The organism is Salinilacihabitans rarus (assembly GCF_024296665.1).
Classification (GTDB): Archaea; Halobacteriota; Halobacteria; order Halobacteriales; family Natrialbaceae; genus Salinilacihabitans; species Salinilacihabitans rarus.
The window spans coordinates 124832-150039 of the sequence record NZ_CP100762.1; the positions used below are offsets into that span (position 1 = coordinate 124832).

The 25208-nt window shown below is 71.1% G+C and carries 26 protein-coding genes; 12 read left to right on the forward strand and 14 right to left on the reverse strand.

Annotated elements, in window-relative coordinates; translation table 11 throughout:
• Window positions 1–8: 8 nt before the first annotated feature.
• On the reverse strand, window positions 9–413 hold the full coding sequence (locus NKG98_RS00625) for an NUDIX domain-containing protein (protein ID WP_254767808.1): 405 nt from the start codon (window positions 411–413) through the stop codon (window positions 9–11).
• Window positions 414–504: 91 nt separating this feature from the next.
• On the opposite strand from NKG98_RS00625, the gene NKG98_RS00630 reads away from it, so the two are divergent.
• Window positions 505–876, forward strand: coding sequence for a sugar phosphate isomerase/epimerase (locus tag NKG98_RS00630; protein ID WP_254767809.1), 372 nt, complete (start codon window positions 505–507; stop codon window positions 874–876).
• On the opposite strand, the gene NKG98_RS00635 is transcribed toward NKG98_RS00630, so the two are convergent.
• From NKG98_RS00635 to nikR, 4 genes are all read right to left on the reverse strand, one after another.
• A complete protein-coding gene (locus tag NKG98_RS00635) occupies window positions 833–2032 on the reverse strand; it encodes an acyl-CoA dehydrogenase family protein (protein WP_254767810.1) in 1200 nt (399 codons plus the stop codon). The two genes, NKG98_RS00630 and NKG98_RS00635, sit on opposite strands and share 44 nt — an antisense overlap.
• Before the next feature lie 46 nt (window positions 2033–2078).
• Entirely contained in the window at window positions 2079–2453 is a 375-nt protein-coding gene (locus tag NKG98_RS00640) for a hypothetical protein (RefSeq protein WP_254767811.1), read from the reverse strand.
• 164 nt (window positions 2454–2617) lie between these two features.
• Window positions 2618–2992 carry a cupin domain-containing protein gene (locus tag NKG98_RS00645; protein ID WP_254767812.1) on the reverse strand — a complete coding sequence of 125 codons (375 nt, stop codon included), beginning with the start codon at window positions 2990–2992 and terminating at the stop codon, window positions 2618–2620.
• 54 nt (window positions 2993–3046) lie between these two features.
• Window positions 3047–3475: a nickel-responsive transcriptional regulator NikR gene (nikR, locus tag NKG98_RS00650; RefSeq protein WP_254767813.1), complete on the reverse strand. Its 429-nt coding sequence runs from the start codon at window positions 3473–3475 to the stop codon at window positions 3047–3049.
• A gap of 128 nt (window positions 3476–3603) precedes the next feature.
• Here nikR and NKG98_RS00655 point away from each other — a divergent pair, with 128 nt between their 5' ends.
• Both NKG98_RS00655 and NKG98_RS00660 read left to right on the forward strand, forming a co-directional pair.
• A complete protein-coding gene (locus tag NKG98_RS00655) occupies window positions 3604–4398 on the forward strand; it encodes a creatininase family protein (protein WP_254767814.1) in 795 nt (264 codons plus the stop codon).
• A 689-nt stretch (window positions 4399–5087) separates the two neighbouring features.
• Complete coding sequence (locus NKG98_RS00660; protein ID WP_254767815.1) at window positions 5088–5846, forward strand: mechanosensitive ion channel family protein; 759 nt, start codon at window positions 5088–5090, stop codon at window positions 5844–5846.
• Between the two features lies 1 nt (window position 5847).
• On the opposite strand, the gene NKG98_RS00665 is transcribed toward NKG98_RS00660, so the two are convergent.
• Window positions 5848–6267 (reverse strand): hypothetical protein, encoded by a 420-nt coding sequence (locus tag NKG98_RS00665; RefSeq protein ID WP_254767816.1) that lies wholly within the window; start codon window positions 6265–6267, stop codon window positions 5848–5850.
• Between the two features lie 283 nt (window positions 6268–6550).
• Between NKG98_RS00665 and NKG98_RS00670 the strand changes: the two genes are divergently transcribed.
• Window positions 6551–6988, forward strand: coding sequence for a hypothetical protein (locus NKG98_RS00670; protein WP_343230413.1), 438 nt, complete (start codon window positions 6551–6553; stop codon window positions 6986–6988).
• Between the two features lie 7 nt (window positions 6989–6995).
• Here NKG98_RS00670 and NKG98_RS00675 read toward each other — a convergent pair whose 3' ends face one another.
• The 3 genes from NKG98_RS00675 to NKG98_RS00685 form a co-directional block, all read right to left on the reverse strand.
• Window positions 6996–7664: an O-methyltransferase gene (locus NKG98_RS00675; RefSeq protein ID WP_254767818.1), complete on the reverse strand. Its 669-nt coding sequence runs from the start codon at window positions 7662–7664 to the stop codon at window positions 6996–6998.
• Between the two features lie 104 nt (window positions 7665–7768).
• Window positions 7769–8806 carry an NAD(P)-dependent alcohol dehydrogenase gene (locus tag NKG98_RS00680; RefSeq protein ID WP_254767819.1) on the reverse strand — a complete coding sequence of 346 codons (1038 nt, stop codon included), beginning with the start codon at window positions 8804–8806 and terminating at the stop codon, window positions 7769–7771.
• 68 nt (window positions 8807–8874) lie between these two features.
• The gene (locus NKG98_RS00685) at window positions 8875–10125 is read right to left on the reverse strand and encodes a M20 family metallo-hydrolase (protein ID WP_425504420.1); all 1251 of its coding nucleotides are present in this window, start codon (window positions 10123–10125) and stop codon (window positions 8875–8877) included.
• Window positions 10126–10207: 82 nt separating this feature from the next.
• Between NKG98_RS00685 and NKG98_RS00690 the strand changes: the two genes are divergently transcribed.
• Window positions 10208–10651, forward strand: a complete 444-nt coding sequence (locus NKG98_RS00690; RefSeq protein ID WP_254767821.1) for a dCTP deaminase/dUTPase family protein — start codon at window positions 10208–10210, stop codon at window positions 10649–10651.
• A 299-nt stretch (window positions 10652–10950) separates the two neighbouring features.
• A complete protein-coding gene (locus NKG98_RS00695; protein WP_254767822.1) occupies window positions 10951–12039 on the forward strand; it encodes an NADH:flavin oxidoreductase/NADH oxidase in 1089 nt (362 codons plus the stop codon).
• Between the two features lie 66 nt (window positions 12040–12105).
• On the opposite strand, the gene NKG98_RS00700 is transcribed toward NKG98_RS00695, so the two are convergent.
• Window positions 12106–12669, reverse strand: coding sequence for a thioredoxin family protein (locus NKG98_RS00700; protein ID WP_254767823.1), 564 nt, complete (start codon window positions 12667–12669; stop codon window positions 12106–12108).
• Window positions 12670–12792: 123 nt separating this feature from the next.
• Here NKG98_RS00700 and NKG98_RS00705 point away from each other — a divergent pair, with 123 nt between their 5' ends.
• The 5 genes from NKG98_RS00705 to NKG98_RS00725 all read left to right on the forward strand — a co-directional run bounded on the left by NKG98_RS00705 (window position 12793) and on the right by NKG98_RS00725 (window position 17294).
• Window positions 12793–13458 (forward strand): hypothetical protein, encoded by a 666-nt coding sequence (locus NKG98_RS00705; protein WP_254767824.1) that lies wholly within the window; start codon window positions 12793–12795, stop codon window positions 13456–13458.
• A gap of 75 nt (window positions 13459–13533) precedes the next feature.
• A complete protein-coding gene (locus NKG98_RS00710) occupies window positions 13534–14283 on the forward strand; it encodes an SAM-dependent methyltransferase (RefSeq protein ID WP_254767825.1) in 750 nt (249 codons plus the stop codon).
• A gap of 73 nt (window positions 14284–14356) precedes the next feature.
• Window positions 14357–14842 carry an Lrp/AsnC family transcriptional regulator gene (locus tag NKG98_RS00715; protein WP_254767826.1) on the forward strand — a complete coding sequence of 162 codons (486 nt, stop codon included), beginning with the start codon at window positions 14357–14359 and terminating at the stop codon, window positions 14840–14842.
• A complete protein-coding gene (locus NKG98_RS00720; protein WP_254767827.1) occupies window positions 14839–15996 on the forward strand; it encodes an aminotransferase class I/II-fold pyridoxal phosphate-dependent enzyme in 1158 nt (385 codons plus the stop codon). Before NKG98_RS00715 ends, NKG98_RS00720 begins: the two co-directional genes overlap by 4 nt.
• 83 nt (window positions 15997–16079) lie before the next feature.
• Window positions 16080–17294, forward strand: coding sequence for a GNAT family N-acetyltransferase (locus NKG98_RS00725; RefSeq protein WP_254767828.1), 1215 nt, complete (start codon window positions 16080–16082; stop codon window positions 17292–17294).
• On the opposite strand, the gene NKG98_RS00730 is transcribed toward NKG98_RS00725, so the two are convergent.
• Entirely contained in the window at window positions 17291–18442 is a 1152-nt protein-coding gene (locus NKG98_RS00730; protein WP_254767829.1) for an NAD(P)/FAD-dependent oxidoreductase, read from the reverse strand. The two genes, NKG98_RS00725 and NKG98_RS00730, sit on opposite strands and share 4 nt — an antisense overlap.
• A gap of 50 nt (window positions 18443–18492) precedes the next feature.
• The gene (locus NKG98_RS00735) at window positions 18493–19602 is read right to left on the reverse strand and encodes an NAD(P)/FAD-dependent oxidoreductase (protein ID WP_254767830.1); all 1110 of its coding nucleotides are present in this window, start codon (window positions 19600–19602) and stop codon (window positions 18493–18495) included.
• A 235-nt stretch (window positions 19603–19837) separates the two neighbouring features.
• On the opposite strand from NKG98_RS00735, the gene NKG98_RS00740 reads away from it, so the two are divergent.
• Window positions 19838–21709 (forward strand): sensor histidine kinase, encoded by a 1872-nt coding sequence (locus tag NKG98_RS00740; RefSeq protein ID WP_254767831.1) that lies wholly within the window; start codon window positions 19838–19840, stop codon window positions 21707–21709.
• 3 nt (window positions 21710–21712) lie between these two features.
• On the opposite strand, the gene purL is transcribed toward NKG98_RS00740, so the two are convergent.
• Entirely contained in the window at window positions 21713–23932 is a 2220-nt protein-coding gene (gene purL, locus NKG98_RS00745) for a phosphoribosylformylglycinamidine synthase subunit PurL (protein WP_254767832.1), read from the reverse strand.
• A 152-nt stretch (window positions 23933–24084) separates the two neighbouring features.
• On the reverse strand, window positions 24085–25017 hold the full coding sequence (locus NKG98_RS00750; protein WP_254767833.1) for a hypothetical protein: 933 nt from the start codon (window positions 25015–25017) through the stop codon (window positions 24085–24087).
• Between the last annotated feature and the right edge of the window lie 191 nt (window positions 25018–25208).

The following is a 25208-nucleotide window of genomic DNA, read 5'->3' on the forward strand; positions in this document are numbered from 1 at the left end:
TCGTTTTTTCAGCGCCGCCGGAGCAGCGCCCGCAGTCGCTCGTTCATCGGCAGTTCCGCGGCCGCGGCCGGTTCGACCCACGCGTAGTCGTCGATCGGTTCCTCGGGGTGGGGGTTCGACTCGACGTCGACCGTCCCGCCGAGCAGGTCGCAGTCGAAGACGACGGAGACGGTCCCCTCCTCGCCGCCGGCCCACGTGACCGGGTACGCTTCGAGCGGGTCGCCGACGGCGACTTCGAGGCTCGTCTCCTCGCGCACCTCGCGGGCGACCGCGTCGCGGGGCCGCTCGCCGACCTCGGCGCGGCCGCCGGGGGCGCCCCAGATCGGCCCCGATGGCATGTCGTGTCGCAGGAGGAGGTACGCGCCGTCGTCTTCGATCAGCCCGCGAACGGAGGCGTGTGCGAACTCGGACATGGGGGAACCGTCGACGCACGGACGAAAGCGGTTACGGTTTACGGGTTCGCGACCGTCCGACCGGAACGACTTTGGGTCGGGGGCTCGCGACGTGGCGTCCACGAACGACAGCGATTCCGGGGCGGAGGCGGGGATCGATCTCGACCTCGACCTCGGGGTCACCGTCGGTCCGGGGATGTCGTTCGACGAGGCCGTCGGGTGGGCCGCGGACGAGGCGTTCGCGTTCGTCGAACTCCTGCTCGACGGCCCCTACGCACGCGAGCGGATCGCCGACCGGCGCGATTCGATGCGGGCGACCCTCGCCGACGCCGGGGTCGGGATCGTCGTTCACCTGCCGTTCGCCGCCGACCCCGGATCGCCGTTCGTGCCCGTCAGGGAGGGCGTCGTCGGCGCCGCGCCGGGACCGCCGGACGGGAGCCTCAGCGCGCCTGCCGGTAGATCAGGTTGCGCTGGACCTCGTTGACCCCCTCGTAGATGACCGGAACGCGGGCGTCCCGGTAGACGCGGGCGATCCGGCGGTCGTCGAGGACCGACCGGCCGCCGTGGAGGCTCATCGCCCGCTCGGCGACGTCGACGGCCGTCTCGGTCGCCTTCGTCTTCGCCAGCGCGGCCCAGTACCCCGCGTTCTCGCGGCGCTGGACCTTCTCGCAGGCCCGCCACGTGAGCGCCCGCGCGCTCTCGAACGCGGCGAGCATGTCGGCCAGGTCGTGCTGGACCGACTGGAACTCGTTTACCGTCCGGCCGAACTCCTCGCGGTCGTGGACGAACGCCCACGCCTCCTCGATGGCCGCCGCCGCGAGCCCGAGGCCGTGGCCGGCGACGACGACGCGGCCGTGATTGAAGAAGTCCGCGAGCAGCATGAAGCCGGCCCCCTCGCTCCCGATCAGGTTCTCCTCGGGGATCCGGCAGCCGTCGAAGGTGATGTGGGCCTGTTTCGAGGCGCGCATCGCCATCTTCTCCGGGATGTGCTCGGCCTCGTAGCCGTCGGCGTCGGTGGGGACGATGAACGTCGAGTGGTTGCCGTATCGATCGTCCTCGTCGTCGCCCGTGCGGGCGTAGACGGTCACCCAGTCGGCCTCGACGCCGTTGCCGATCCAGTACTTCTCGCCGTCGATGACCCACTCGTCGCCGTCTTTCTCCGCGGTCGCGCCGCTCCGTTCCGAGGCGTCTCGCGCCTCGCTCTTCTCGGCGCGGGTCTCCATCCCCGCGAGGTCGCTGCCCGTCTCGGGTTCCGAGACCGCGAGCCCCGAAATCGCCTCGCCCTCGGCGACCGGCCGGACGTACTCCTCGCACTGCTCGTCGGTGCCGTACTCGTAGGTGATCTCGCAGCCGAAACTCGCGAGTTGCAGGGTGAGGGCGATACCGGCGTCGGCGCGGTAGAACTCCTCGGCGAGCGCCAGCGTCTCGGCGAGGTCGAGACCGCGCCCGCCCCACTCCTCCGGGATATCCTGGGCGACGAGGCCGGCCTCCTGGCCCGCTTCCAGCACCTCCCACGGGTACTCCCCCGACCGGAAGTGGTCGGCGGCGTTGGGTGCGACGTGCTCGCGGGCGAACTCGCGGGCCTCGGCTTTCACGCCGCGGGCGCGCTCCGGGACGATGTCGTCGTCCAGTAGATCCATGTCCCGGTAGTCGGGAGCCGGCGGCAAATAACGACGGCCTGACGGCTCACCTGATCTCCCGCAGGCGCTCCTCGGCCGGCAGTTCGGCCCCGCGGTCGAACTGCCGGATGTCCCAGCCGACGTCGGTCAGCACGTGGACGTACAGGACGGCCCCGGTCACGACCGCGAGCGGGACGCTCGCGAGCGCGAGCGCCGGGACCGCGACGCCGCCCACGAGGAGGTGGCTGAGCAGTCGCGGGAGCACCCCCACCTCACCGCGGTCGAAGATCCGCCCCTGATCGGCGACGGCCGCCGCGGGGTTGTGCAGACAGAAGCGAACCGCGTCCCACCGGCCGGTCTTGAGCCGCGCGATGACGAAGTGATCGAGGTCGATCAGCACGCCGACGGCGGTCGCGTACGCGACGACGACCGCCGCGGGCACCGCGACGTCGAGGAGGACGACCGGCCCGACGGCGTAGACCGCGAGCGCGCCGACGACCAGCGAGACGGCGGCGTGGTGTTTCGAGTAGATCCGTGCTCACCCGTCCCGGAGGTCGACGCGGACCCACTAAACCGTCCCGGCGTCGTGCGGCGTTCGCGGCGCTGTCAGCCGGCGAAACCGGTGACGAGCCACTCGCCGTCCTCGTCGTCGTCGCCCAGCCCCGGCGCGCTGACGAGGACGAACGCGCTCTCCTCGTCCCCGTTGCGGATCTGGCGGGTCGACTCCGGCGGGATCCAGAGGGCGTCCCCGGCCTCCATCTCGACGGGGTCGTCGTCGACGACGACGGTCGCCGATCCCTCGATGAGGACGTACACCTCCTCGTGATCGTTGTCCGCGTGGTCGTGCGGTCGGCTCTTCCAGCCCGGGTCACAGCGGGCGACGGTGACGCCGACCTGCTCGGTCTCGAGCGGTTCGCTGAGAAAGTGCATCGCGCTGGAGACCTGCTCTACGTCCTCGTAGTTGACCTTCCTGTACGCCATGACCGATCGTTCGACGCGGCCGTAGTAAAACTCCCCGCTCGGCGTACGACGCGGTCACTCGCCCCGCGAGAGCGGGTCGAAGTCGTCGACCGGGTTCACCGAGTAGTCGACCGACAGCACGTCCCTGGTCGCGCGAATCTTCCCGACGAACGTCGAGATGTCCGCCAGTTCCCCCTCGAGGACGAACAGTTCCATACAGTAGTGGTCGCCGACGTGGCTGTGGAAGTTCGAGGCGACGAGGTCCTCGTGTTCGTGGCGCAGGTGCATCATCCGCTCTTCGACGCTCGTGGTCTCGTAGTCGAACAGCACCGTGACGATCCCCATGAGTTCGCGCTCCTCGAGGCGGGTGTCCTCGAACTCCCCGAGGAGGTTGCGCGAGGCCTCGCGGACGACCTCGCTGCGCCCGGTGTAGCCGTTCTCGTCGGCGAACTGGTCGAGGCGCTCGAGGAGTTCGTCCGGCATCGAGACGCTGACGACTGCCATGTATTAATCCGGCCCCGATCGACTATTAAGCCTTATCATTCGGGGGCCACGGCCGGACGTCGGCGGTCGCGATCGCGGGCGGCGAATCGCGGACACAACGTTATGGGGGTTCGGACGGACCTGCGGGTATGTACCTGCCCCACGAGACGTGGCCGGACCTCGACGAGTACGTCGCAAACGAGTCGCTCGCGGTCGTCCCGCTGGGGTCGACCGAACAGCACGGCCCCCACCTGCCCGAGGGGACCGACTACCTGATCGCCCGGGCGCTCGCGCGGGCCGCGACCGACCGGACGGGCCACCTCTGTACGCCGCCGGTGACGGTCGGCGTCAGCCCCCATCACCGCCAGTTTCACGGGACGACGTGGGTCGACCCGCCGGTCTTTCGCGACTACGTCGAGAACCTCTCGCGGAACCTCACCTACCACGGGATCGACCGCATCGTCTACGTCAACGCCCACGGCGGCAACGTCGTCCACCTCAGGGAGGTGGGCCGGCGGCTTCGCGACGACGGGACCGCGTTCGCCGTCGAGTGGATGTGGGACGAGTCCATCCCCGACCTGATCGACGAGCACTTCGAGCGGCCCGGTCCCCACGGCGGCCCCAAGGAGACGGCGATGATCATGCACGTCGCCCGCGACCTCGTCCGCGAGGGCCGCCTCGACGCCGCGCGCGACGGCGGCCGGCCCGAGTTCGAGTACGGCGAGATGGACGTCCACGGCGCCCGCGTCGTCTACGACGCGATCGAGAACAGCGACAACGGCGTCTTCGGCGACCAGACCGACGCGACGCCCGCGGTCGGCGAGCGACTGTTCGAGGCCGCGACCGACCAGCTGGTCGCGCTGCTGGAGTGGCTCGACGACCAGCCGTTCGACGCGCTGCTCCCGGAGCCACACGTCGACCCCCAGCCCGGTAGCGGCCGGTAGCGCCGCGCTCCGTGCCGGGTGCGCTCCCGGCGGCTAAACGCCCTCGCCGGCAGTCGCAGGTCGGTCCGGAGGCCGGTTCGACCCCCGTCGCTCAATCACTGATTACTTCGGCCGGAGGGTTCGGCGGCGTATCCGCCGGTACCGGCCGCCTCGGGCGCTCTCGACTCGATATAACGTCGGTTCGGATCCCCCGAACGAATCGCCGATCGAAATCCGGAGATCGCCTGATTCGGGCCCTAAGGAACCCGATATCGGCAACTTCCCCGCCCCTCCGACGCCGCGAGTCGATCGGACCGCGAACCTGGCCCGCCGCGCGCGACCGGCGCGTCGAACCCGCTCTCGGACGCGACCTGTCCCGATTCGGAGAGTGCCCGAAACTCGAAAGGTTCGGCGCCGCGGCGTCGCGCCGCGTCGACGCCGCCCGCTCGCCCGTCGACGACCGGGTCGAGCGGCGTCTCGCCAATTCCCGTTTATCCGCACCCGGCGGCGCTCTCGGTCGGTCGCTCGCGAGCGAGTCGCTCGACGCGGCACCTCGCGTCCGGCGTCGATCCGTCACGGTCCGTTCGTCCCGCAATTCGCCGTAACGGACAGTTCAGTCGACCGGTCAGCCGGGGCCAACAATAGAAAAGTTTCTGATATATTAATAGCCACTGAATTACAAAGGCCGGTCCGGCGCGACGGTCGGTCGCATGGTACGATTGCAACTCGCTCAACAGGTACAGGTACCAGACTGGCTGCAGGACCCAATCGCGAATTTGATCACGTTCGCACCGCGACTGATCGGCGCGCTGGTGATCCTCCTCGTCGGCTGGGTCGTCGGCCGAGTCGCCGGCGGCGTCGTCCGGCGGATCGCCGACGGCGTCGAACTCGACCGACTGGTGCTCGAGACGCCGCTCGGGCGGATACTCGGCGGGACGGAACGCGCGGCGTCGAGCGCGTTCGGCAAACTGGCGAAGTGGTTCGTCTACGCCCTCGCCATCCTCGCGGCGGCGAACGCGCTCGCGATTCCGACGCTGTCGGAGTGGATCTCGACGGCGGTCTCGTACCTGCCGGCGTTCATCGCCGGCCTGCTCGTGATCGTCCTCGGGTTCATCGTCGCCGACTTCATCGGTGACATCATCGAGCGCACGCGAGCGGCGACCGAGACGGTGTACACGAGCTGGTTCGCCAACGGCGCGCGGGTCTTCCTCTACTTCACCGCGCTCGTCATCGGCCTCGACACGATGGGGATCGACGTCGGCATCCTCTACGTCTTCGCGCGGGCTCTCTCGTGGGGCATCGCCGCCGCCATCGCCATCGGTGCCGGCCTCTCCATCGGCCTCGGCGCCCGCGACTACGTCTCGGAGAACATCGGCCGGTGGGCCGGCCGCGCGGGAACCGTCTCGCCGTCCGGCCAGACCGGCTCGGAGCCCGGCGGCGGGCCGAGCCCCGGCGACGACGACGACTGACTCACTTCGGCTCCGAGACCGGCGCCGCCCGCGTCCGTTTTTCGTCCGTCGACGGGAACAGCGGCCGCACCGGGACGACCACGGTCGAGCGCACGAGGCCGTCGTCGCCGTGGCGCCACGCGTGGTGGCGCGCGACCTCGTGGCTCCCCGCGTACCACGCTTCGAGGCGGCCGAGGAAGGCGTCGAACGCCGCCGCGTCGAACGTCTCGGCGGGGACGTCGTCGGTGACGGCGATCATCGCGTCGGCCGTGGCCCGGACGTCGAGGCGCCCCTCGAAGACGCGTTCGAGGTCGTCGATCAGGTCGCGGGCCTCGCCGACGTCGACCGCGGCCGCCGCCGTCACCGGGAGGTTGACGTACGCCCGGTAGCGGTCCGGGTCGCGCGCGACGCGGCGCTGCCAGAGGCGGCGGAGTAATCCCACGTTGTCACCCCCCTCCGCCGTCGATCCGGGAGGCGTCTGCGACTCGGAGCGGGCGGGCGGCGGGGGTCCGAACGGGACGCATCGGTTGGGTTCCAGTCGGTGCCGGACGGTAATACGTGCTTCGTACTCGTTCGCGCGGATCAAACGGCTGTTACTGGCGGGCCGACGGCCCGCGTCGGGCGGCGTGTGGCCGGTTATCGTACGATAGCACCGTCCGGGGGTCTCCGGAGCCAGTATGTATTTACGTGCCAGCGCTCTGGACCCACCAACAGCGGTGCACGACGTGATTCCGACACTGGGCCGATCGGATCGACTGGCGCTCTCCGTATCGCTCGCTTCCTTCGCCGTCGCCGGCGTGGCGAACACGTCCGTCGAGCCGACGGGCCGGGGGCTGCTCGCCGTCGCGCTCGCCGTCGCCGGCGTCTACGCGCTCGCGCGGTGTGCCCGGGGCGTCGACCGTCGGACGCTCGCGACGCTCTCGCTGGGGCTCTGGCTGGCGTTTCTCGCCGTCGCCGCCGTCCACGCGGTCGGCCTCGGGGCCGCCGCCGCGGCCGTCCCGGCGCCGACGGCGGCGGCCGTCCTCGCGCTCCACGGGGCCACCTGGGCGACCCTGCTCGGCGCGGCCGTCTCGAGTTCGTTCCTCGCCTTCCGCGAGTACGGCGCCCGCTCGGGCGTCGACGACCCGGAAGACCGGATCCTCGAAGGCGGCTTCGACCTCTGAACCGTTCTCACTCGACCCGGTAGCTCACCGCGATGCCCTCCCCGAGGGGCAACACGACCGTCTCGAACGCCGGGTCTGTCCGCACGGCGTCGAGGTAGTCGGCGATCCCGCGGGTGTGCTCGTTTACCGCGTCCGGGTCGCCGCCCTCGGCGATCGCCAGCAGTTTCTCGAACTCGATGATCCCGGCTTTCATCGCGTTGTCGGCGACGAGCGCGCCGCCGACCGGCACCTTCGGCCGGACGGCCTCGAACGCCTCCCGGTAGCGGTGTTTCTGGTGGTCGATCAGGACGACGTCGAACGGGCCGTCGTAACGCTCGACGGTTTCGAGGGCGTCGCCGAGTTCGTAGCGGGCGCGGTCGTCGTACCCGCCCTCGCGCAGGTACTCGCGGGCCAGTTCGAGTTCGTCCGCGTCGACCTCCGTGAGGACGATCTCGCCGTCGTCGGGCAGAGCCTCGGCGAACCAGTACGCGGAGTAGCCGTAGCCGGAGCCGAACTCGAAGATCCGCTCGGCGTCGACCATCCGGGCGACGAGCCGACAGACGGAGCCGACCGCCGGCCCCACGTGCGGGAACCCCTCGGCGGCGGCGTACTCGTCCATCTCGACCAGCGTCTCGTCCGGCTCCGGCGCGGTCGCCGCCACGAATCTGGCGACCTCGTCGGTCAGTACGCTCGACATCGCGCGTACCCACCCGCCGCGAGCACAAAAAGCTCCGTCACGCGGGCGCGGTCGACGCCGCCCTCGGCGGCACCCGGTCCGTCGAGCGGGCGTGAACGCGGCCGTCAGGGCGTGATGACCGCCCGTCCCTCGATCTCGCCGTGTTCGAGTTTCGTCGCCACCTCGTTGATCTCGTCGAGCGCGTACTTCGAGGTGTGCAGGTCGACGTAGCCGCCGTCGACGAGCGAGACGAGTTCCTGCAGTTCGGGGTAGGTGCCGACGAGCGTCCCGCGGAAGCTCATCTCGCCGTTTACGAGCGTCTGGGACGGTTCGTGGACGTGGCCGCCGTAGCCGATCACGTGGTGGTCGCCGCCCTGGGCGACGACGTCGGGGCCGAGGGCGGTCGTCTCGTCGCGGCCGACGAAGTCGAGCACCTGGGTCGCCCCGTCGCCGTCGGTGAGGTCGTCGACGACCGACGCCACGTCCTCCTCGCTGGAGTCGATCGTGTGGTCGGCGCCACACTCCTCCGCGAGGTCGAGGGCCTCCCGCTTGACGTCGACGGCGATCAGGTCGGCCGCGGAGGTCGCGTCGAGCACCTGCAGGCCGATGTGGCCGAGGCCGCCGATGCCGACGACGAGGCAGGCGTCCCCCGGGACGAGGTCGTCGGTGGCCTTCTTCGCGGCGTGGTAGGCCGTGATCCCGGCGTCGGCGTGGGGTGCGATCTCGACGGGATCGAGGTCTTCGAGCGGGATCACCGACCGCTCGCTGGTCAGGAGGTACTCCGCGAAACCGCCGTCGGTCGTCAGCCCCGGGAACGTGAGGTTCTCGCAGTACATGTCCTCGCCGAGCCGACAGGGCCGACAGACCCCGCAGGTGGTCACGGGGTGGCAGATGACGCTGTCGCCCGCCTCGACGGTCCGGACCTCGTCGCCGACGTCGACGACGGTGCCGGCGTTCTCGTGGCCCAGCGTCATCGGCAGTTCCTGATCGACGTAGTCGGTCCACATCCCCTCGATGACGTGGTTGTCGGTCTGGCACCAGCCCGCGCCCTCGACCTCGATCACGACGTCCATCGGCCCGTCGGCGCTCGGGCGGTCGATCTCGTCGATCTCGAGGGCGGTCTCCATCTCGTCCGTGTACTCGTGGAGGCGTGCGGCTTCCATGACGAGCGCTCTACCACGAATCCGGTCAAATAGCTTGTCCCCGGGCGAGACGCCTCGACGACCGCGGGCTACCGACCCGCCAGCCGCGCCAGCGCCTCGGCGAGCGTCCGCGTCGCCGTCGCGCAGTCGTCCCAGTCGGTCCACTCGCGAGGGGTGTGCGAGACGCCGTCCCGCGAGGGCGCAAAGAGCATCCCGGCGTCGGTCACCCGCGAGACGTGCATCGCGTCGTGGGCCGCCCCCGAGTGCAACGCGAGCGACTCGACGCCCGCGGTCTCCGCGCCGGCCGCGAGCGCCTCCCGGCAGCGCCCGCTCATCGGCGCCGGTTCGACGTCCAGGTCCCGGGCGAACGACGTCTCGACGCCGCGCTCGTCGGCGAGTCGGTCGAGCGACCGCTCGGCGCGGTCGAGCAGCGCCTCCATCGTCGCGTACTCGACGTCGCGAACGTCGACGCCGAGTTCGACCGCTCCGGGGACGACGTTCGTCGCGTTCGGCCGGACGTCACAGCCCCCGACGGTCGCCACGGCGGTGTTCTCGCCCGCAAGCGCGCGCTCGCGGCCCGCCCGCTCGACGTCGAGGACGAACTCGCTCGCCGCCGCCAGCGCGTCCGTCCGCTCGTCCATCGGCGTCGCGCCCGCGTGGTCGGCCTCGCCGTCGATCCGGGCCGTCGCCTGCGCGATCCCGGTGATCGTCGTCACGATCCCGACGGGGACGCCCGCCGCCTCCAGTCGCGTGTCCTGCTCGACGTGCAGTTCGAGGAAGGCGTCCCACGCGCTCGCGTCGAGACGCCCCGACCCGCGGTAGCCGATCGAGTCGAGGGCGTCCCCGAGGCGGACGCCGTCGCCGTCGGTCAGGGCGAGCGCCTCCTCGACGGACGTCCGGCCGGTCGCCACCGACGAGCCGAGCATCCCGCCGCCGAAGCGCGCGCCCTCCTCCTCGGTGAAACAGACGACGGCGATCGGTCGGGTCGGCTCGAACCCGTCCGCACGGAGCGCGCGGACGGCCTCCAGCGCGCCGTAGACGCCCAGCGGCCCGTCGAAGATGCCCCCCTCCGGAACGGAGTCGAGGTGGCTCCCCGCGGCGACCGGCGCCGCGTCGGGGTCGGCGCTCGCCGGCGCCCACGTCCCCGCGACGTTCCCGACCGCGTCCACGGAGACGTCGAGGCCGGCGTCCGCGAACCGCTCGACGAGGCGGTCCCGCGCCCGCCCGTTCGCCTCGGTCCCCGCGAGGACGGTTCGGCCGCGTCCCTCGGGGGCGTCGATCTCGCCGAAGGCGGCGTTCGCCTCGACGTCCGCGCGCAACCGGTCCCGGTCGACGTGCATGGGACGACCGTCGGCGTTGCGTCCCATGGTCGTTTCGGGGTCGGGTGGATTTTTGGCCGTTCGGACCGTCGTCGAAACCGAGATGTCCGCCGAGACAGAGCCCGACCTCACCGACGTCGTCGACAACCTGGTGTACGAACCCGTACAGGTACACGACCGCGGGGTCGACCTCACGGTGGGTGCGATCTACGAGGTCGCCGCCCCCGGCCGGATCGACTTCGGCGGCGACGAACTCGAGGACGCCGACCTCGAACCGATCCCGACCGAGCCCCGGAACCCGGACGACGAGTACGAGTGGTGGAACCTCGACGGCGGCCGCTACGTGTTCCAGCACAACGAGTTCCTGACGGAGCCTGACGAGCCGCTGGTGCTCCAGCCGTCGAACGAACTGCTCGCCCGCGGCGGCTCGCACCCGACGGTGCGCGTGGGCTCGCACCTGCCGCTGCTGGCGCTGTCGGTCGCCGACGGCGGCCTCCGGATCAAGGAGAACGCGCGCATCTCGACGCTGCTGCCGGCCGACCGCTGATCAGCCCTCGCCGGCCGCGGCTTCGAGGTCGAGCAACCGTCGCTTGAACCCGAGCGGGTCGTCGCCGCCCGCGGAGAAGCCGCCGAGGGAGTCGCGAGCCACGACGCGAGACGCGCTTCGTCCACGTCCACGCGCGTCCCCAGCAGGTCGATTCGCATCGTCCGCGACGACGGCCCCCGAGGACGTATACCTGCCCCGCGGGGCGAAACTGGACGCGACGGGCGACGACGCCCCTCCGTCCGCGGCAAACCCGTCGCCCATCGGGGCGGTTTTCACGCCGGCGCGGAAACACTCGGACGATGACCGACCTGTTCTCCTCGCTGCGACTGCGCGACTGCGAGGTCCCCAACCGGATCGCCGTCTCGCCGATGTGCCAGTACTCCTGTGACGACCGCGACGGGATGCCCACGGAGTGGCACCGCGTCCACCTCGGCAGCCGCGCCGTCGGCGGCGCCGGCCTCGTCCTGACCGAGGCGACGGCCGTCGAGCCCCGCGGGCGCATCTCGACGCACGACCTCGGCATCTGGAGCGACGAGCACGCCGCCGCGCTCGAACCGACCGTCGCGTTCCTCCGCGAGCAGGGCGCCGTGCCGGGGGTCCAGCTCGCCCACGCGGGCCACAAGGCGAGCAAGAACCGCCCGTGGGACGGCAACGAGCCGCTCTCGCCGGACGAGGGCGGCTGGGAGGCCCTCTCGCCCTCCCCCGGGGCCTACCCGTTCGACGCCGCGCCGGCGATGCGGAAGGCCGACCTCGAAGACGTCCAGACCGTGATCGAGGCGTTCCGCGACGCCGCGCGGCGGTCGCTCGACGCCGGCTTCGAGGTCGCCGAGGTCCACGCCGCCCACGGCTACCTCCTCCACGAGTTCCTCTCGCCGGCCACGAACCGCCGCGAGGACGAGTACGGCGGCAGCTTCGAGAACCGCACCCGGCTGGTCCGCGAGGTGACCGCGGCCGTCCGCGAGGTCTGGCCCGACGACAAACCGGTGTTCGTCCGCATCTCGGGGACCGACTGGCTCCCCGACCGCGAGTCGTGGGACATAGAGCAGTCGATCCGGCTCGCGGGCGACCTCGCCGACCTCGGCGTCGACCTGATCGACGTCAGTTCCGGCGGGATCCACCCCGACCAGCGGGCGCCGACCGGGCCGAACTACCAGGTGCCGCTGGCGGAGGCGGTCCGCGAGCGCGTCGGCGACGAGGTCGCCGTCGGCGCGGTCGGCGGCGTCACCGAGCCCGAGCAGGCCGACGCGCTCGTGCGCAACGGCCGGGCCGACCTCGTCCTCGTGGGCCGGGAGTTCCTCCGGGACCCGTACTTCCCGCTGCGGGCGGCAGACCGACTCGATTCCGAGGACCCCGAGTGGCCGGTCCAGTACCGGCGGGCCGTCCGCTGACGCGACCGCCCGTCGCCGGGGTCGGCTCGACGGCCGCTTCGTCGTCGCCGTCGTCGTCGGCGCGGGTCAGTCCTCCCGCCACTTGATCGAACAGCCCTGCGAGGGCTTCCACTCGAGGTCGACCGCCTCGCCCGCGAGGACGGCCTCGATGGCCTCCCGGACGTGGAACCGCGTCGGCTCGTCGTCGGGGTTGAGCGCGTCGTCCAGCCGCCCCTGATAGACCAGCCGGAACTCGCCGTCCTCCGCCGCGAAGAGGAACGGATCCGGCGTACAGACGGCGCCGTAGGCCGCCGCCACCTCCTGAGAATCGTCGCGGAGGTAGGCGTCGTAGGCGACCGTGCCGTCGGCGACGAGTTCGCGCATCCGTTCGAGGGAGTCCTCGGGGTACTCCTCGGCGTCGTTCGGGTTGATCCCGACCACGGCGACGTCGTCGTACTCGGCCGCCAGTTCGTTCAGGAGGTCGACTTTCGCCTTCGCGTACGGGCAGTGGTTGCAGGTGAACACGACCAGCAGCGCCTCGTGGTCGGCGAACGAGTCGAGACCGTACGTCTCGCCGTCGGCTCCTTCGAGTTCGAAGTCGGGCGCGGGGTCGCCCGCATCGAGCGCGGATTCGGATTCTTTCAACACCATAGGCGACGGTTCCGTCCGTCCCCGTATAAACGTCGTGCTCGCAGATCCGGCCGCCACGGTCCGTCGCGCGGCCGACCGGTCGGCCGTCGAACTATTATATGTTCGCCCGCACATCGGTGAGGTATGCAGACGCTCGAAGTCACGGACGACCAGTACGCGTTCATCCAGCAACTTCGCGAGGAGATTTCCGAGCGGGTCGTCGGCAGGTACGGCTACGTCCGCGAGCGGGACGCCGTCCAGTTCCTCATCGACAACCTCGACGGCGACCTGGACGTCGAGGTCGATCTCGACGTCGACCCGACGGCCGTCGAGGAGGTCGCCGCGTCGGCGGCCGAGGCCCGCGGCGACGCCGTGAGCTTCGAGGAGGAGGAGGCCGACGCCGTCGTCGAGGGAGAGTCGTCGGCGGACGCGGGCACGGCCGTCGAGGACGTGGCCGAGGGAGACGGCGAAGGCGACGCCGAACCCGAACCCGAACCCGGGCCCGAACCCGGACCCGGGCCCGGACCGGACGGACCGGACGCCGCCGGCGCGAGCGTGGACCGGGTCGAGAGCGCTGGCGACGGCGACGACGGCGACGACGGCGACGACGGCGGCGACGGCGGCGACGGCGGCGACGCGGACGACGACGACATGCTCGACCGGATGATGAACCTCCTCGAAACCCACGAGGACAAGTGGGAGGAGTCGCCGTCGGCGGACCACCGCTACCGGGTCACCCTCCCCGACGGGACGACCGAGGACGTCCAGACGAAAGACGACGTGCGCGCGCTGCTGTTCAAGAACTATTGATCCGGATTCCCGGCGCCCGGGGCCCGCCGAAACGCGGAAACGGGGGGTCGCCGTTCGATCCGTACGGACACCGAAATGAGTTTGCGACTGTTCGAAATCGCCGAAGCCGACCGCCGGATCCAGAACCCGTTCACCGAGGAGAAACTGCTGCTTCTGGGGGAGATCTGTGACGCCTCCGCGGACACCGAGGTACTCGACCTCGCCTGTGGCAAGGGGGAACTGCTCTGTCGGTGGGCCGTACGGTACGGCGCCGCCGGGACCGGCGTGGACCTCCACGACGCGTTCGTGGCGGACGCGCGGGCGCGGGCCGCGGAACTCGACGTCGCCGACCGGGTCGCGTTCGTGCAGGGGGACGCGAGCGAGTACGACGTCGCGGCCCACGACGTCGACGTGGCGAGTTGCATCGGCGCGAGCTGGATCGGGGGCGGGCTCGTCGGCACGCTGCGACTCCTCGAAGCGGCCGCCGCGGACGACGAGAGCCTCCTCCTCGTCGGGGAGCCGTACTGGACCGAGGAGCCGCCGTCGGAGGCCGTCGAGGCGCTCGCGGACGGCGACCGGGACCGGTACGGAACCCTGATCGAGACCCTCGACCGGGCCGAGGCGGGCGGCTACGAACTCGTCGAGATGGTCATCGCGGACCGGGACGCGTGGGACCGGTACGAGGCGACCCAGTGGAAGACCGTCGACGACTGGCTCCGGGCACACCCCGACGACCCCGACGCCGACGCCCTCCGGCGACACCGCGACGAGAACCGCCGGACGTACCTGCGCTACGGCCGGCGGTACTTCGGCTGGGGCGTCTTCGTCTTCCGCAGCGCGCGGTGACGCCCTCGCCGCTCGCGCCGGAACGTTTGCATCGAAGTAAACGTTTTTACACGCCGTCGCGCTTTCGGGAGGTATGAGCCAGCGCGAGGTGCTCGAGTTGCTCCGGGAGAACGCGCGATACGCCGCGGCGGACGTCGCGCGAATGACCGATCTCGACGAGTCCGAGGTCGAAGCAGCGATCGAGGACCTCGAAGCCGCGGGGGTCGTCCGGGGTTATCAGGCGGTCGTCGACTGGGACCGCCTCCCCGACGAGCGCGTGCGCGCGGAGGTCGAACTCAACGTTACCCTCGACCGCGAGACGAGCTACGACGACATCGCCGAGCGCCTCGCGCGGTTCCCGCAGGTGAAGGCGTTGCGGCTGGTCAGCGGCGACTACGACTTCGACATGGAGGTCGAGGGCGACTCGATCCGCGAGGTGTCGCGGTTCATCAGCGAGAAGGTCGCGCCCGTCCCCGAGATCACCCAGACGGTCACCCACTACGTGATGACCTCCTACAAGGAGAACGGGATCGAACTCGGCGACGGCGACGACGACGACCGGCTCTCGTACACGCCATGACGCTCGAACCGTCCGAACGGGTCCGGGCGGTGCCGCCGTCGGGCATCCGCCGGTTCTTCGAGATCGCCGAGGAGCGCGACGACGTGATCTCGCTGGGCGTCGGCGAACCCGACTTCTCGACGCCGTGGGCCGCCCGCGACGCCGCGATCCACTCGCTTGAGCGCGGGCGGACCTCCTACACCGCCAACCGCGGGATGGCCGACCTCCGCGAGTCGATCGCGGCCTACGTCGACGACCGCTTCGACCTCGCGTACGATCCCGGCGAGGAGATCATCGTCACCGCGGGCGCGAGCGAGGCCGTCGACCTCGCGTTCCGGGCGTTCGTCGATCCCGGCGACGTCGTGGCGATTTCCCAGCCGTCGTACATCTCCTACGAGCCGGGGGTCACCTTCGCGGGCGGCGAGGTCCTGCCCGTGCCCACCCGCGAGGAAGACGAGTTCCGGCTAACCGTCGACGCGCTGGAGGCCGCGGGCGCGGCCGACGCCGACGCCCTCGTGCTCTGTTACCCGAACAACCCGACCGGCGCGGTGATGGACCGCGGGGACCTCGCCTCGGTCGCCGAGTTCGCCCGCGAGCACGACCTCGCGGTGTTCTCCGACGAGATCTACGCCGAACTCACCTACGAGGGCGAGCACGCCTCGATCGCGACGTTCGAGGGGCTACGCGAGCGGACGGTCGTCTTCAACGGCTTCTCGAAGGCGTACGCGATGACGGGCCTGCGGCTTGGCTACGCCCTCGCGCCCGCCGAGGCGGTGACGGCGATGAACCGCGTCCACCAGTACGGGATGCTCTCGGCGCCGACGACCGCCCAGCACGCGGCCCTGGAGGCGCTCGACTCCTGCGACGGCGACGTCCGGGAGATGGTCGACGCCTACGACCGGCGCCGGCGGTTCGTCATCTCGCGGTTCCGCGAGATCGGCATGCCCTGTTTCGAGGCCCGCGGCGCCTTCTACGTCTTCCCCGAGGTGCCCGACGGCTGGACCGCCGAGGCGTTCGCCGAGGAACTGCTGCGCGAGGAGGGCGTCGCCGTCGTGCCGGGCGACGTCTTCGGCACCGGCGGCGAGGGCCACCTCCGGGTCTCGTACGCGACCGGCCTCGAAGAGTTGCGCGAGGCGCTCGCCCGGATCGAGTCGTTCCTCGACGAGCGCGTCTGAGGCGGGGCGGACAGCGGCCCGTCGGGTGTGGTCTGTGAACGTCCGTCAGGAATCTACTTGTCCCTCGGCGCTCCCCTCCCCCCATGGTCGAGTACCGTCCCGTTCCCGAGGCGGAGCGGGAGACCTTCCACGAGTACGCGAGCTACGCGTTCAGCCCGGAGGACGGCCCGCCGGAGTACGACCCCGAGGAGCTACCGGAACTGGCGAAACTCGGCGCCATGCGGGGGCTGTACGAGGACGGCGCGCCGGACGACGACCCGCTGTGTGTCTGCAAACACTACTGGTTCGACGCCCGCGTCCGCGGCGACGTCCACCCGTCGCCCGGGCTCTCGGCGGTCGCCTCCCCGCCGGAGAACCGCCGCGACGGCCACGTCCGGCGGATGCTCGCCGCCTCGCTGGAGGAGTACCGCGAGCGCGGCGCCCGCTTTTCGGTCCTCTGGCCGTTTCGCTACCGCTTCTACCGGCGGCTGGGCTGGGACACCTGCAACAAGCGCACGACCTACGAGTGCGAACCGGAGGCACTGTCGTTCGCCGCCGACGAGGCCGGCGACGCCGGCCGGTACCTGAAAGTCGGGGCCGACGACTACGAGCGACTCGTCCCCGCCTACGAGGCCCACGCGGCCGACTACGAACTCTCGCTCGTCCGCGACGACGAGTGGTGGCGCCACCGCGTCTTCACCGGCTGGGAGAAAGACCCGTTCGTCTACGCCTGGGAGCGCGACGGCGAGGTCCGTGGCTACCTCGTCTACACCATCGACGGCGACTGGGGCGACCGGACGATGCGCGTGCGCGAACTCGGGTTCGTCGACCGCGAGGCGTACCTCGCGCTGCTCGCGTTCTGTCACGACCACGACTCGCAGGTGTCGACGGTCAAACTCGGCGCGCCGGCGGAGTCGACCCTGCTCGACCTCGCGCCCGACCCCGAGGAGATCGACTGCGAGGTCGAGACCGGGCCGATGGCCCGACTCGTCGACGTCGCCGAGACGCTGGCGGCGCTCTCGTACCCCGCGGTCGACGCGCGCGTCACGCTCGCCGTCGAGGACCCGCTGGTCGACTGGAACGACGGCGCCTTCGCGCTCGCGGTGACCGACGGCGCGGCGACCTGCCGCCGGGCGGACGACGCCGATCCGGACCCGGACGCGCGGGTCGACGTCGGCGCGCTCTCGCAACTCGCCGTCGGCTACCGCTCCGCCCGCGCTCTCGAACGGAGCGGTCGACTCGACGCCGACGCGGAGACGACGGCGACGCTCGACCGACTGCTCCCCGGGCGGCCGGTCTACCTCCGGGAGGGCTTCTAGACGACGTTCCGCTCGGTTCGCTTCTCGCCGGCCTCGAACCGGGCACTCGAGAGCCGCGAGGCGTCGACGAGCGACGCCTCGCCGTCGAGGGCGAGTTCCGCGACGAGTTTCCCGGTCGCGGGGGCGTGCTGGAAGCCGTGGCCCGAGAAGCCCGCGGCGGTGACGAGGCCCGGAACGGTCTCCTCGAGGATCGCGTGGTGGTCGGGCGTGACGGCGTACAGCCCCGCCCAGCCGCGCTTGATCCGCGCGTCCGGCCCGAAGTAGGTCGTCCAGTCGGCCGCCGCCTCGACGGCGTCGGCGGCCCAGTCGAAGTCGATCGATCCGTCGTAGGCGTCGGGGTCGCGGTCCGGGTCCGCGTCCGCGAAGTGCCCGCCGACCAGCGCCTCGCCCCCGCGCTCGGGCCGGAAGTACGACCCCGTGTCGAGGTCGATCGCCAGCGGGTCCGTCTCCGGCACCGGCTCCTCGGGGTCGACGACGGCGATCTGGCGCCGTTTGGGCGCGATCGGGAGCGAGACGCCCGCCAGTTCGCCCACCCGACGGGCCCACGGCCCCGCGGCGTTCACGACGTAGTCGGCGTCGATCCGGCCGTCGTCGGTCTCGACGCCGACGACGCGGCCCGTCGAGTCGGTCGGGACGTCCGTCACGGCGGTCTTCGTCCGGATCTCGGCGCCCTCCGCCGTGGCGGCCCGGGCGTACGCCTGCAGCGCCGAGTGGGGGTCGGCGAAGCCGTCGAGGGGGCAGTACGTCGCCGCGACGAACCGGTCGGCCCGGAGGCCGGGACAGCGCTCGCGCGCCGCCTCCGGGTCGAGCAGTTCGCTCGGCGCGCCCCGCTCGTTCTGCATCGCCACGTTCGCCTCGAACGCGGCCGCGGTCTCCGCCTCGCGGGCGAGAAAGAGGTAGCCGTTGGGCCGGTAGTCGATCTCGGCGCCGAAGCGCTCCTCGAAGGACTCCCAGACGCGCACGCTCGCGAGCGAGAGGTCGACGTTGACCGGCGTCGAGAACTGCGCGCGGATGCCGCCCGCGGCGCGCTCGGTGCTGCCGCCGCCGATCGATCCCTTCTCGCAGACGACGACGTCCGCGCCGCGGCGCGCCAGTTCGTAGGCGCTCGCACAGCCGACGATGCCGCCGCCGACGATCGCCACGTCCATGCGGGTGACGAACACGTGACACGGGTTAAGCGTTCGCCGCCGGCCCCTGCTCAGAACCGGTCGGGCGCGAGTCGCCGTCCCGCCTCGGCGACGATTTCCGGGGGCTCCCTCGCTTCGATCGTCGCCGCGACGACGTCCGCGAGCACCGGCGCGAGCGTGATCCCGAGTCCGGTCGGTCCGCAGGCGACGAGGTAGCCGGGGGTCGCCGTCTCGCCGACGATGGGCCAGCCGTCCGGCGTCACCGTCCGGAGGCCGGCCCACTCGTCGACCGGCGTGGCGCCCGCGAGCGCCGGCACGATTCCGTCCACCTCGTCGACCGCCTGCCGGAACGCCGGCGGGAGTCGGAGGTCCGGCGGGTCGTACCGCTGGCCCTCGACGTACTCGGTCAGGAACTCCCCGACGTAGGCGCCCCGCTCGCCGACCGGGCGGACGTACCGCCGGGACTCGAGGATCGTGAACGGCGCCTCGACCGGCCGGTCGGCCTCGAGTTCGACCATCGGGCCGAGGGTGTGACACAGCGGCAGCGAGACGCCGACGCGCTCGTTCAGGTCGGGCGCCCACGGTCCGGCGGCGTTCACGACGTAGTCGGCGTCGATCCGGCCGTCGTCGGTCTCGACGCCGACGACGCGCCCGTCGCGAACGCGGACGTCGGTCACCTCGACGCCGGTCCGCAGGTCGGCGCCCCGGGCCCGCGCGCGGGCCGCGAGGACGTCGACGATTTCGGTCGGCTCGAACGCGAGGTCGTCGGGCACGTACAGGCCGCCGCGGCCGACGCCGGCCGCGACCCCGAGGTCGGTCAGCCCGTCGGCCGAGCGGTACGACGCCCGCACCCCGCGCTCGCGCAGCGACGCGGCGGCGGCTTCGAGTTTCTCGGCGTAGGCGTCGCCCTCGGCGACGTACAGCGCCCCGACCGGGTCGGCGTCGAGGTCGCCCGCCTCGCGGAGCGCGTCGTAACGCTTCCGGGCGTGCCCGCGGAGGCCGGCGTCGAGCGGCGTCGGGTCCGTCGAGGCCCGCAGGACCATCCCCGCGGAGGCGGCGGTCGTCTCCGCGCCGAGTGCCGAGCGTTCGAGCAGGGTGACCGCGTGGTCGCGGCCCTCCCCGGCGAGTCGCGCCGCGACGGCCGTCCCGACGATTCCCCCGCCCACGATGACGACGTGCATACCCCGGGATCGGACTCGAACACGATAAAGCGTCCCACGCCTCGCGCCCGGCGCGAGGCGCTTGCGATCCGGACCCGGACCCGGACCCGGACCCGGGACCGGGGCGGGGTCGATCGGACCGCGGGACTGAAATACCGGGTTTCCGAACTAGGCGTCCAGCGACTCGCCCGATGACGACGACGACGACGCCGCGGCGGGGGGACGGGCGAACAGCCGCGCGCGGGGGTGTGCGGCGGTGATCCGCCGCTCGATCCCGGTCGTCGACCGGGTGGGCGACCCCTTCTTCGCGCTCGACACCGACTTCCGGTTCACCTACCTCAACGGCCGCGCGGAGGCACTGCTCGACCGCCCCCGGGGGGAACTGATCGGCCGCGTCATGTGGGACGAGTTCCCCGAGACGGTCGAGACGCAGTTCCCCGACGGCTTCTACCGCGCAATGGACGAACAGGTTCCCGTCTCCTTCGAGGTGTACCACACACCTCTGGAGACGTGGTTCGAGGCCCGCGCGTTCCCCGCCGAGAACGGCCTCTCGGTCTACATGCGCGACGTCACCGAGCGCAAGCAGCGCCGGATCGAACTCGCCCGCCACGCCGCGGTCGTCGAGGCGGTCAACGACGGCGTCGTCACGCTCGACCGCAACAGCCGCATCGTCTCGCTCAACGACGCCATCCGGAGCGTCCTCGAACTCGACGGCGAGGACGTCGTCGGCGAACACGTCGAGACGCTCATCGACCGGGCGTCGATCGGCGCCGCCGACGCCGTCGAGATCGGCCGGGCGATCAACGAGGTCGAGATCGGCAACGCCACCTACCGCAAACTCGAGATCCCGTTCGTCGACGCCGAGGGAACCGAACGCGTCGGCGAACTCCGGGTCGTCCCGATCGACTACGGGAAGGCGACCGTCGCCGGCGTCGCCCGCGACGTCACCGAACGCCACGAGTACGAGCGCGTGGTCACCTCCCTGCACGAGATCACCCGCTGGCTGCTCGGCTCGGACGACCCCGAGGAGATCTGCGCCATCGCCGTCCACGCGGGCAGCGACCTCCTCGGATTGCCGATCAGCGGCGTCTGGCTGCTCGACGACGAGCGCGGCGCGCTCGAACCCGTCGCCGGCACCGCCGGCGCCTACGAGGAGTTCGGCGGCCTCCCCCGCTTTACCTCCGGCGACAGCCTCGTCTGGAACGTCTTCGAGGCCGGCGAGATCGAGCGCTACGACGACCTCCACGCCGTCGACGGCGCCTACAACCCCGGGACGCCGATCCGCTCGGAGATCATCGCCCCGATCGGCACCCACGGCGTGCTCATGACGGGGTCGCTCGAACCCCACGAGTTCGACGAGACCGACGTCGACCTCGTCTCGACGCTCGTCGAGAACACGCGCGCGGCCCTCGACCGCGCCGCCCGCGAGCGGGTCCTCCGGGAGCGCACGCGCGAACTCGAGCGCCAGACCGACCGCCTCGAGGTCGTCGCGGAGATCCTCTCGACGGACCTCGCCGAGCAACTCGACGCCGTCGCCGCCGCGCTGGAGGACGACGGCTCCGACGACGAGTGGGAGTTCCCGTTCGCCGAGGACGACGTCGAGTCGACGCTCGACCGCACCGAGCGCCTCCTCGACGACGTCCGCGAGTTCGCCCGGAACGCGACCGCCGTCGGCCTCCGGTCCCGGATCGACCTCGAGTCGGCGATCGAGGAGGCCGTCGCGGCCTCCCGGCTCGAGAACCCCCGGATCGTCGTCGAGGAGTCCGCGACCCTCCGGGCCGACCCCGACCGGTTCGCCCGCCTGCTGGAGTCGATCCTCGACGACGCGGCGGCCCGCGCCGACGGGACGGTCACGATTCAGGTCGGCCTCCTCGGCTTCGAGGAACCCGTCGACGGCTCGCGCGGCTTCTTCCTGCTCGACGACGCCGCCGAGATTCCCCCCACCGACCGCGAACGCGTCCTCGACCCCGCGGCCGCGACCGACGACGCCGCCGACGGCTTCGGGCTCGGACTCGGCCTCGCGCGGGCCATCGCCGACGCTCACGACTGGACGCTCTCGGTGGCCGGCGGCGACCGCGGCGGGACGAGAATAGAGATCAGGGACGTGACGACGCTCGAACGCCGCTGACGCTTACGAGTCGAGTTCGCGCTCCAGCACCGACCGCAGGTCCCGGATCGTCGCCGCGTCCGCCTCGACCGTCTCCTCGCCGGCCGCGATCGAGAGCATCCCGTCCTCGGTCGCCGTCCCCAGCGTCCGGACCGGCGCGACGCCGTCGAACGCCCCGCGCACTTCCCCGGGGTCGGTCGTCTGGATCAGCACCCGGCCGGGCGCCTCGTGGAACAGCGCGCCCGCGGGGTCGTCGGCGGGCAGCGAGACGGACAGCCCCGCCTCGGGGGTGACCATCTCGGCCAGCGCGACGGCCAGGCCGCCGTGGCTGACGTCGTGGGTCGCGAGCGTCCCATCTGCGTCTGCGACCGCGGCGACCGCCTCGACGAACGCTTTCGGCTCGGCGGGCGGCCGCGGGAACCGGTCGCTCCCGCCGACCCGCGCGAGGTACTCGGAACCGCCGAGGCGGAACGCGCCGTCGGCGAGCGCGCGGTCCCCGACCAGCAGGAGGTCGGCCTCGGGTTCGGGCGCGGCCGCCAGCGGCGGCGCGTCGTACCCGGCTTTCGTGCCGACCATCGCGACCGTCGGCGTCGGCGGGATCGGCCCCGCCGCGGAGTCGTTGTACAGCGAGACGTTGCCGCCGACGACCGGCACCGACAGCGCGGCACAGGCCTCGGCGAGACCGTCGACGATCGCCTCGAACCCCCCGTACACGTCGGGTTTCTCGGGGTTGCCGCCGTTGAGGCAGTCGACCGCGGCCAGCGGCGTCGCCCCCTTCGCCGCGAGGTTCGTCGCGTTCTCGACCACGACCGCCTTCGCGCCCGCGTAGGGGGCCGCGTCGGTCCAGTTCGGCGCGGCGCCGGCGGAGATGGCGAGTCCCCGTTCGGCCTCCCGGATCGCCACCAGCGCCGCGTCGTCGCCCGGCCGCACGCTCGTGCGGACGCCCACCTCGTGGTCGTACTGGCGGTAGACCCACTCCTTCGAGGCGGTGTTCGGGCTCGAAACCACGGTCTCGAAGGCGGCCGCGAGGGCGGGGGCCGGATCGGGGCGGTCGACGTCCGGTTCGGCGGGTTCCGCGGCCGGGAGGTCGTTCATCGGCGCGCCCTCGCCGAGGAACTCGGCGTCGACGTCGACGACGACCTCGGGCTCTCGCGGCTCGCTCCGCTCGCCGCTCGCGTCGTCCGAGGTGCGCTGTGTCTCGCCTCCCTCGAAAGTACAGACGTAGTTGCCCTCCGTGACCTCGCCGATGACCGAACAGCCGAGGTCGAACGTCTCGGCGATCTCGCGGACGCGCTCGACGTTCTCCGGGCGGACCTCGTAACACATCCGCTCCTGGGACTCCGCGAGCAGGATCTCCAGCGCGCTCATGTTCGGCTCGCGCTGGTGGACCCGGTCGAGTTCGATGCGCGCGCCGAGGCCCCCCTTCGCGACCAGTTCGCTCGACGCGCCGCCGAGACCGGCGGCGCCGAGGTCGCGCGCGGACTCGACGAGCCCCTCGTCGAGCAGCGCCTCGTTGGCCTCGATCAGCAGTTTCTCGGCGTACGGGTCGCCGACCTGCACCGCGGGCCGGTCTTCGGTCTCGGCGTCCTCCGCTAGGTCCTCGCTGGCGAAACTCGCACCGCCGAGGCCGTCCCGGCCCGTCGCGTTCCCGACGAGGACGAGTTTGTTCCCCGGCTCCTGGGCCTCCGCCGTCACGAGACGCTCCTCGGTCGTCAGGCCGACGCAGGCGACGTTCACGAGCGGGTTCCCCTCGTAGCCGGGGTGGAAGTCGACGCTGCCGGCGACCGTCGGGACGCCGATGCAGTTACCGTAGTGGCTGATCCCCTCGACGACGCCCTCAAGCAGGTACCGCGAGTGCTCGCGGTCGAACGGGCCGAAGTGGAGGCTGTCGGCCAGCGCGATGGGGTAGGCGCCCATCGAGAGCGTGTCGCGGACGATGCCGCCGACGCCCGTCGCCGCGCCGTCGAACGGGTCGACGTATGAGGGGTGGTTGTGGCTCTCGATGCCGAGGGTGACGTAGACGGCCTCGTCCCCGTCGGTCGGCAGCGCCACCACGGCGGCGTCGTCGCCCGGCCCGACGACGACCTGCTCGCCCTCGCTCTCGAACGCCGAGAGCAGGGGTCTGGAGGAGCGGTACGCGCAGTGCTCGCTCCAGAGGTTCTCGAACAGCGCCGCCTCCGCCGGGGTAGGCTCGCGTCCGAGTTCGTCAGTGACGAGTTCGCGGTCCGATTCGGCGAGGCTCATTGTCTTTCGCTTGCCACACGTCGGGTAAAGGGTTTCCATCGGCCCCGCGCCGGGACGTGCGGCGGGTTGGCGAACGATCCGACGCTCGGGCCGGGACGCGGGACGGAACGGCTGGCGCGGCGGTCACGCTCGGCCATCGCCCGCGAGCGCGCTCACGGGAACTTTGTGTCGAGGATCTCGTCTTGGGTAATCACGAGGTCGTTACCGTCCGGGTTGGTGTTGATGATCGCTTCATCAACGTCGATATAGGGACTGAACGTCAGGCTCCACCCACCCGTACTCCAATTCGGCGTAACGCTAAGCCTGATGTCTGACCAGGAGTGGGTGTAGCTCCCCCAGACCCTGCGGTCGGAGTAGCTATGATCGCCCGTCGGCGTCAACATGACGCCGACGGTGCCGGCTCGCACGTACTCTTCCTCAGTGATAGAGTCAAGGTACCCGCAGTCGGGGAGAGTATCTTTCCATTCATCGTAGACGCCACTGTCGTCGAACTTGAAGCCAGTCCGGCCGATGCCCGGCTCGTGGACGTCCTCGTCCCAAGAAGAGTGTGTGGAAGAGAACGTGGCGCTCTCTCCGCCGCCGTCGGCGAGTCTCCAGTACTCGGCCCACGGTGGATTCCACCGGAGCGCAGCGGCGTCTTTCGGGGGCGACCCGTGGGACTTATTGAAGTAGCCGACGTTTGTGTACGTACACGTGGCCTTGAACCAGTAATCAGTGGACAGGGACGCCGAATAGTAGTTCTCGTACGTGTCGTAGTAGCCGCCCATCGTCGCCTTGATGCCGCCGTCCTGCGGATCCTGAATTTTCTCAACGTCAACCGTGTCCTCGTCGTCCTCCCCGCCGAGCACGAGGGGAACCTCAATCGTTCTGCTGGCGTGTTTGTAGCCCCGCTCGTCGAGGAACCGGGCCTTCGCCTTCTCGCCGCTCTGCCACCCGATTCGCTCGGCCACTAGAATATCGCGCTTCATCTGTTCGAATCTGTCCGGGCCCGATGCGAGCGTCGTTCCAGACAGCCCCGCGATCGCCGCGCCGCCTGCGAGGGTTCGTTTCAGGATGGTTCGCCTGTCACACGAATTGTCAGGCATACACATTGTGTTCATAACCAACTATTTATCCGTTTCTATTTTGCCTAGATGTCGTTCATTGCTCGGACGCGTGCGCGTTCCATCCGTCGTCCCGGCGTCCGTTCGGGGTCGATCGAAGTGCGTTCTGGGAGACAAACACCGACGAATCGATCGTATAGCCCCCAGATCGAGACGTCGCGGGTGTCGTCACC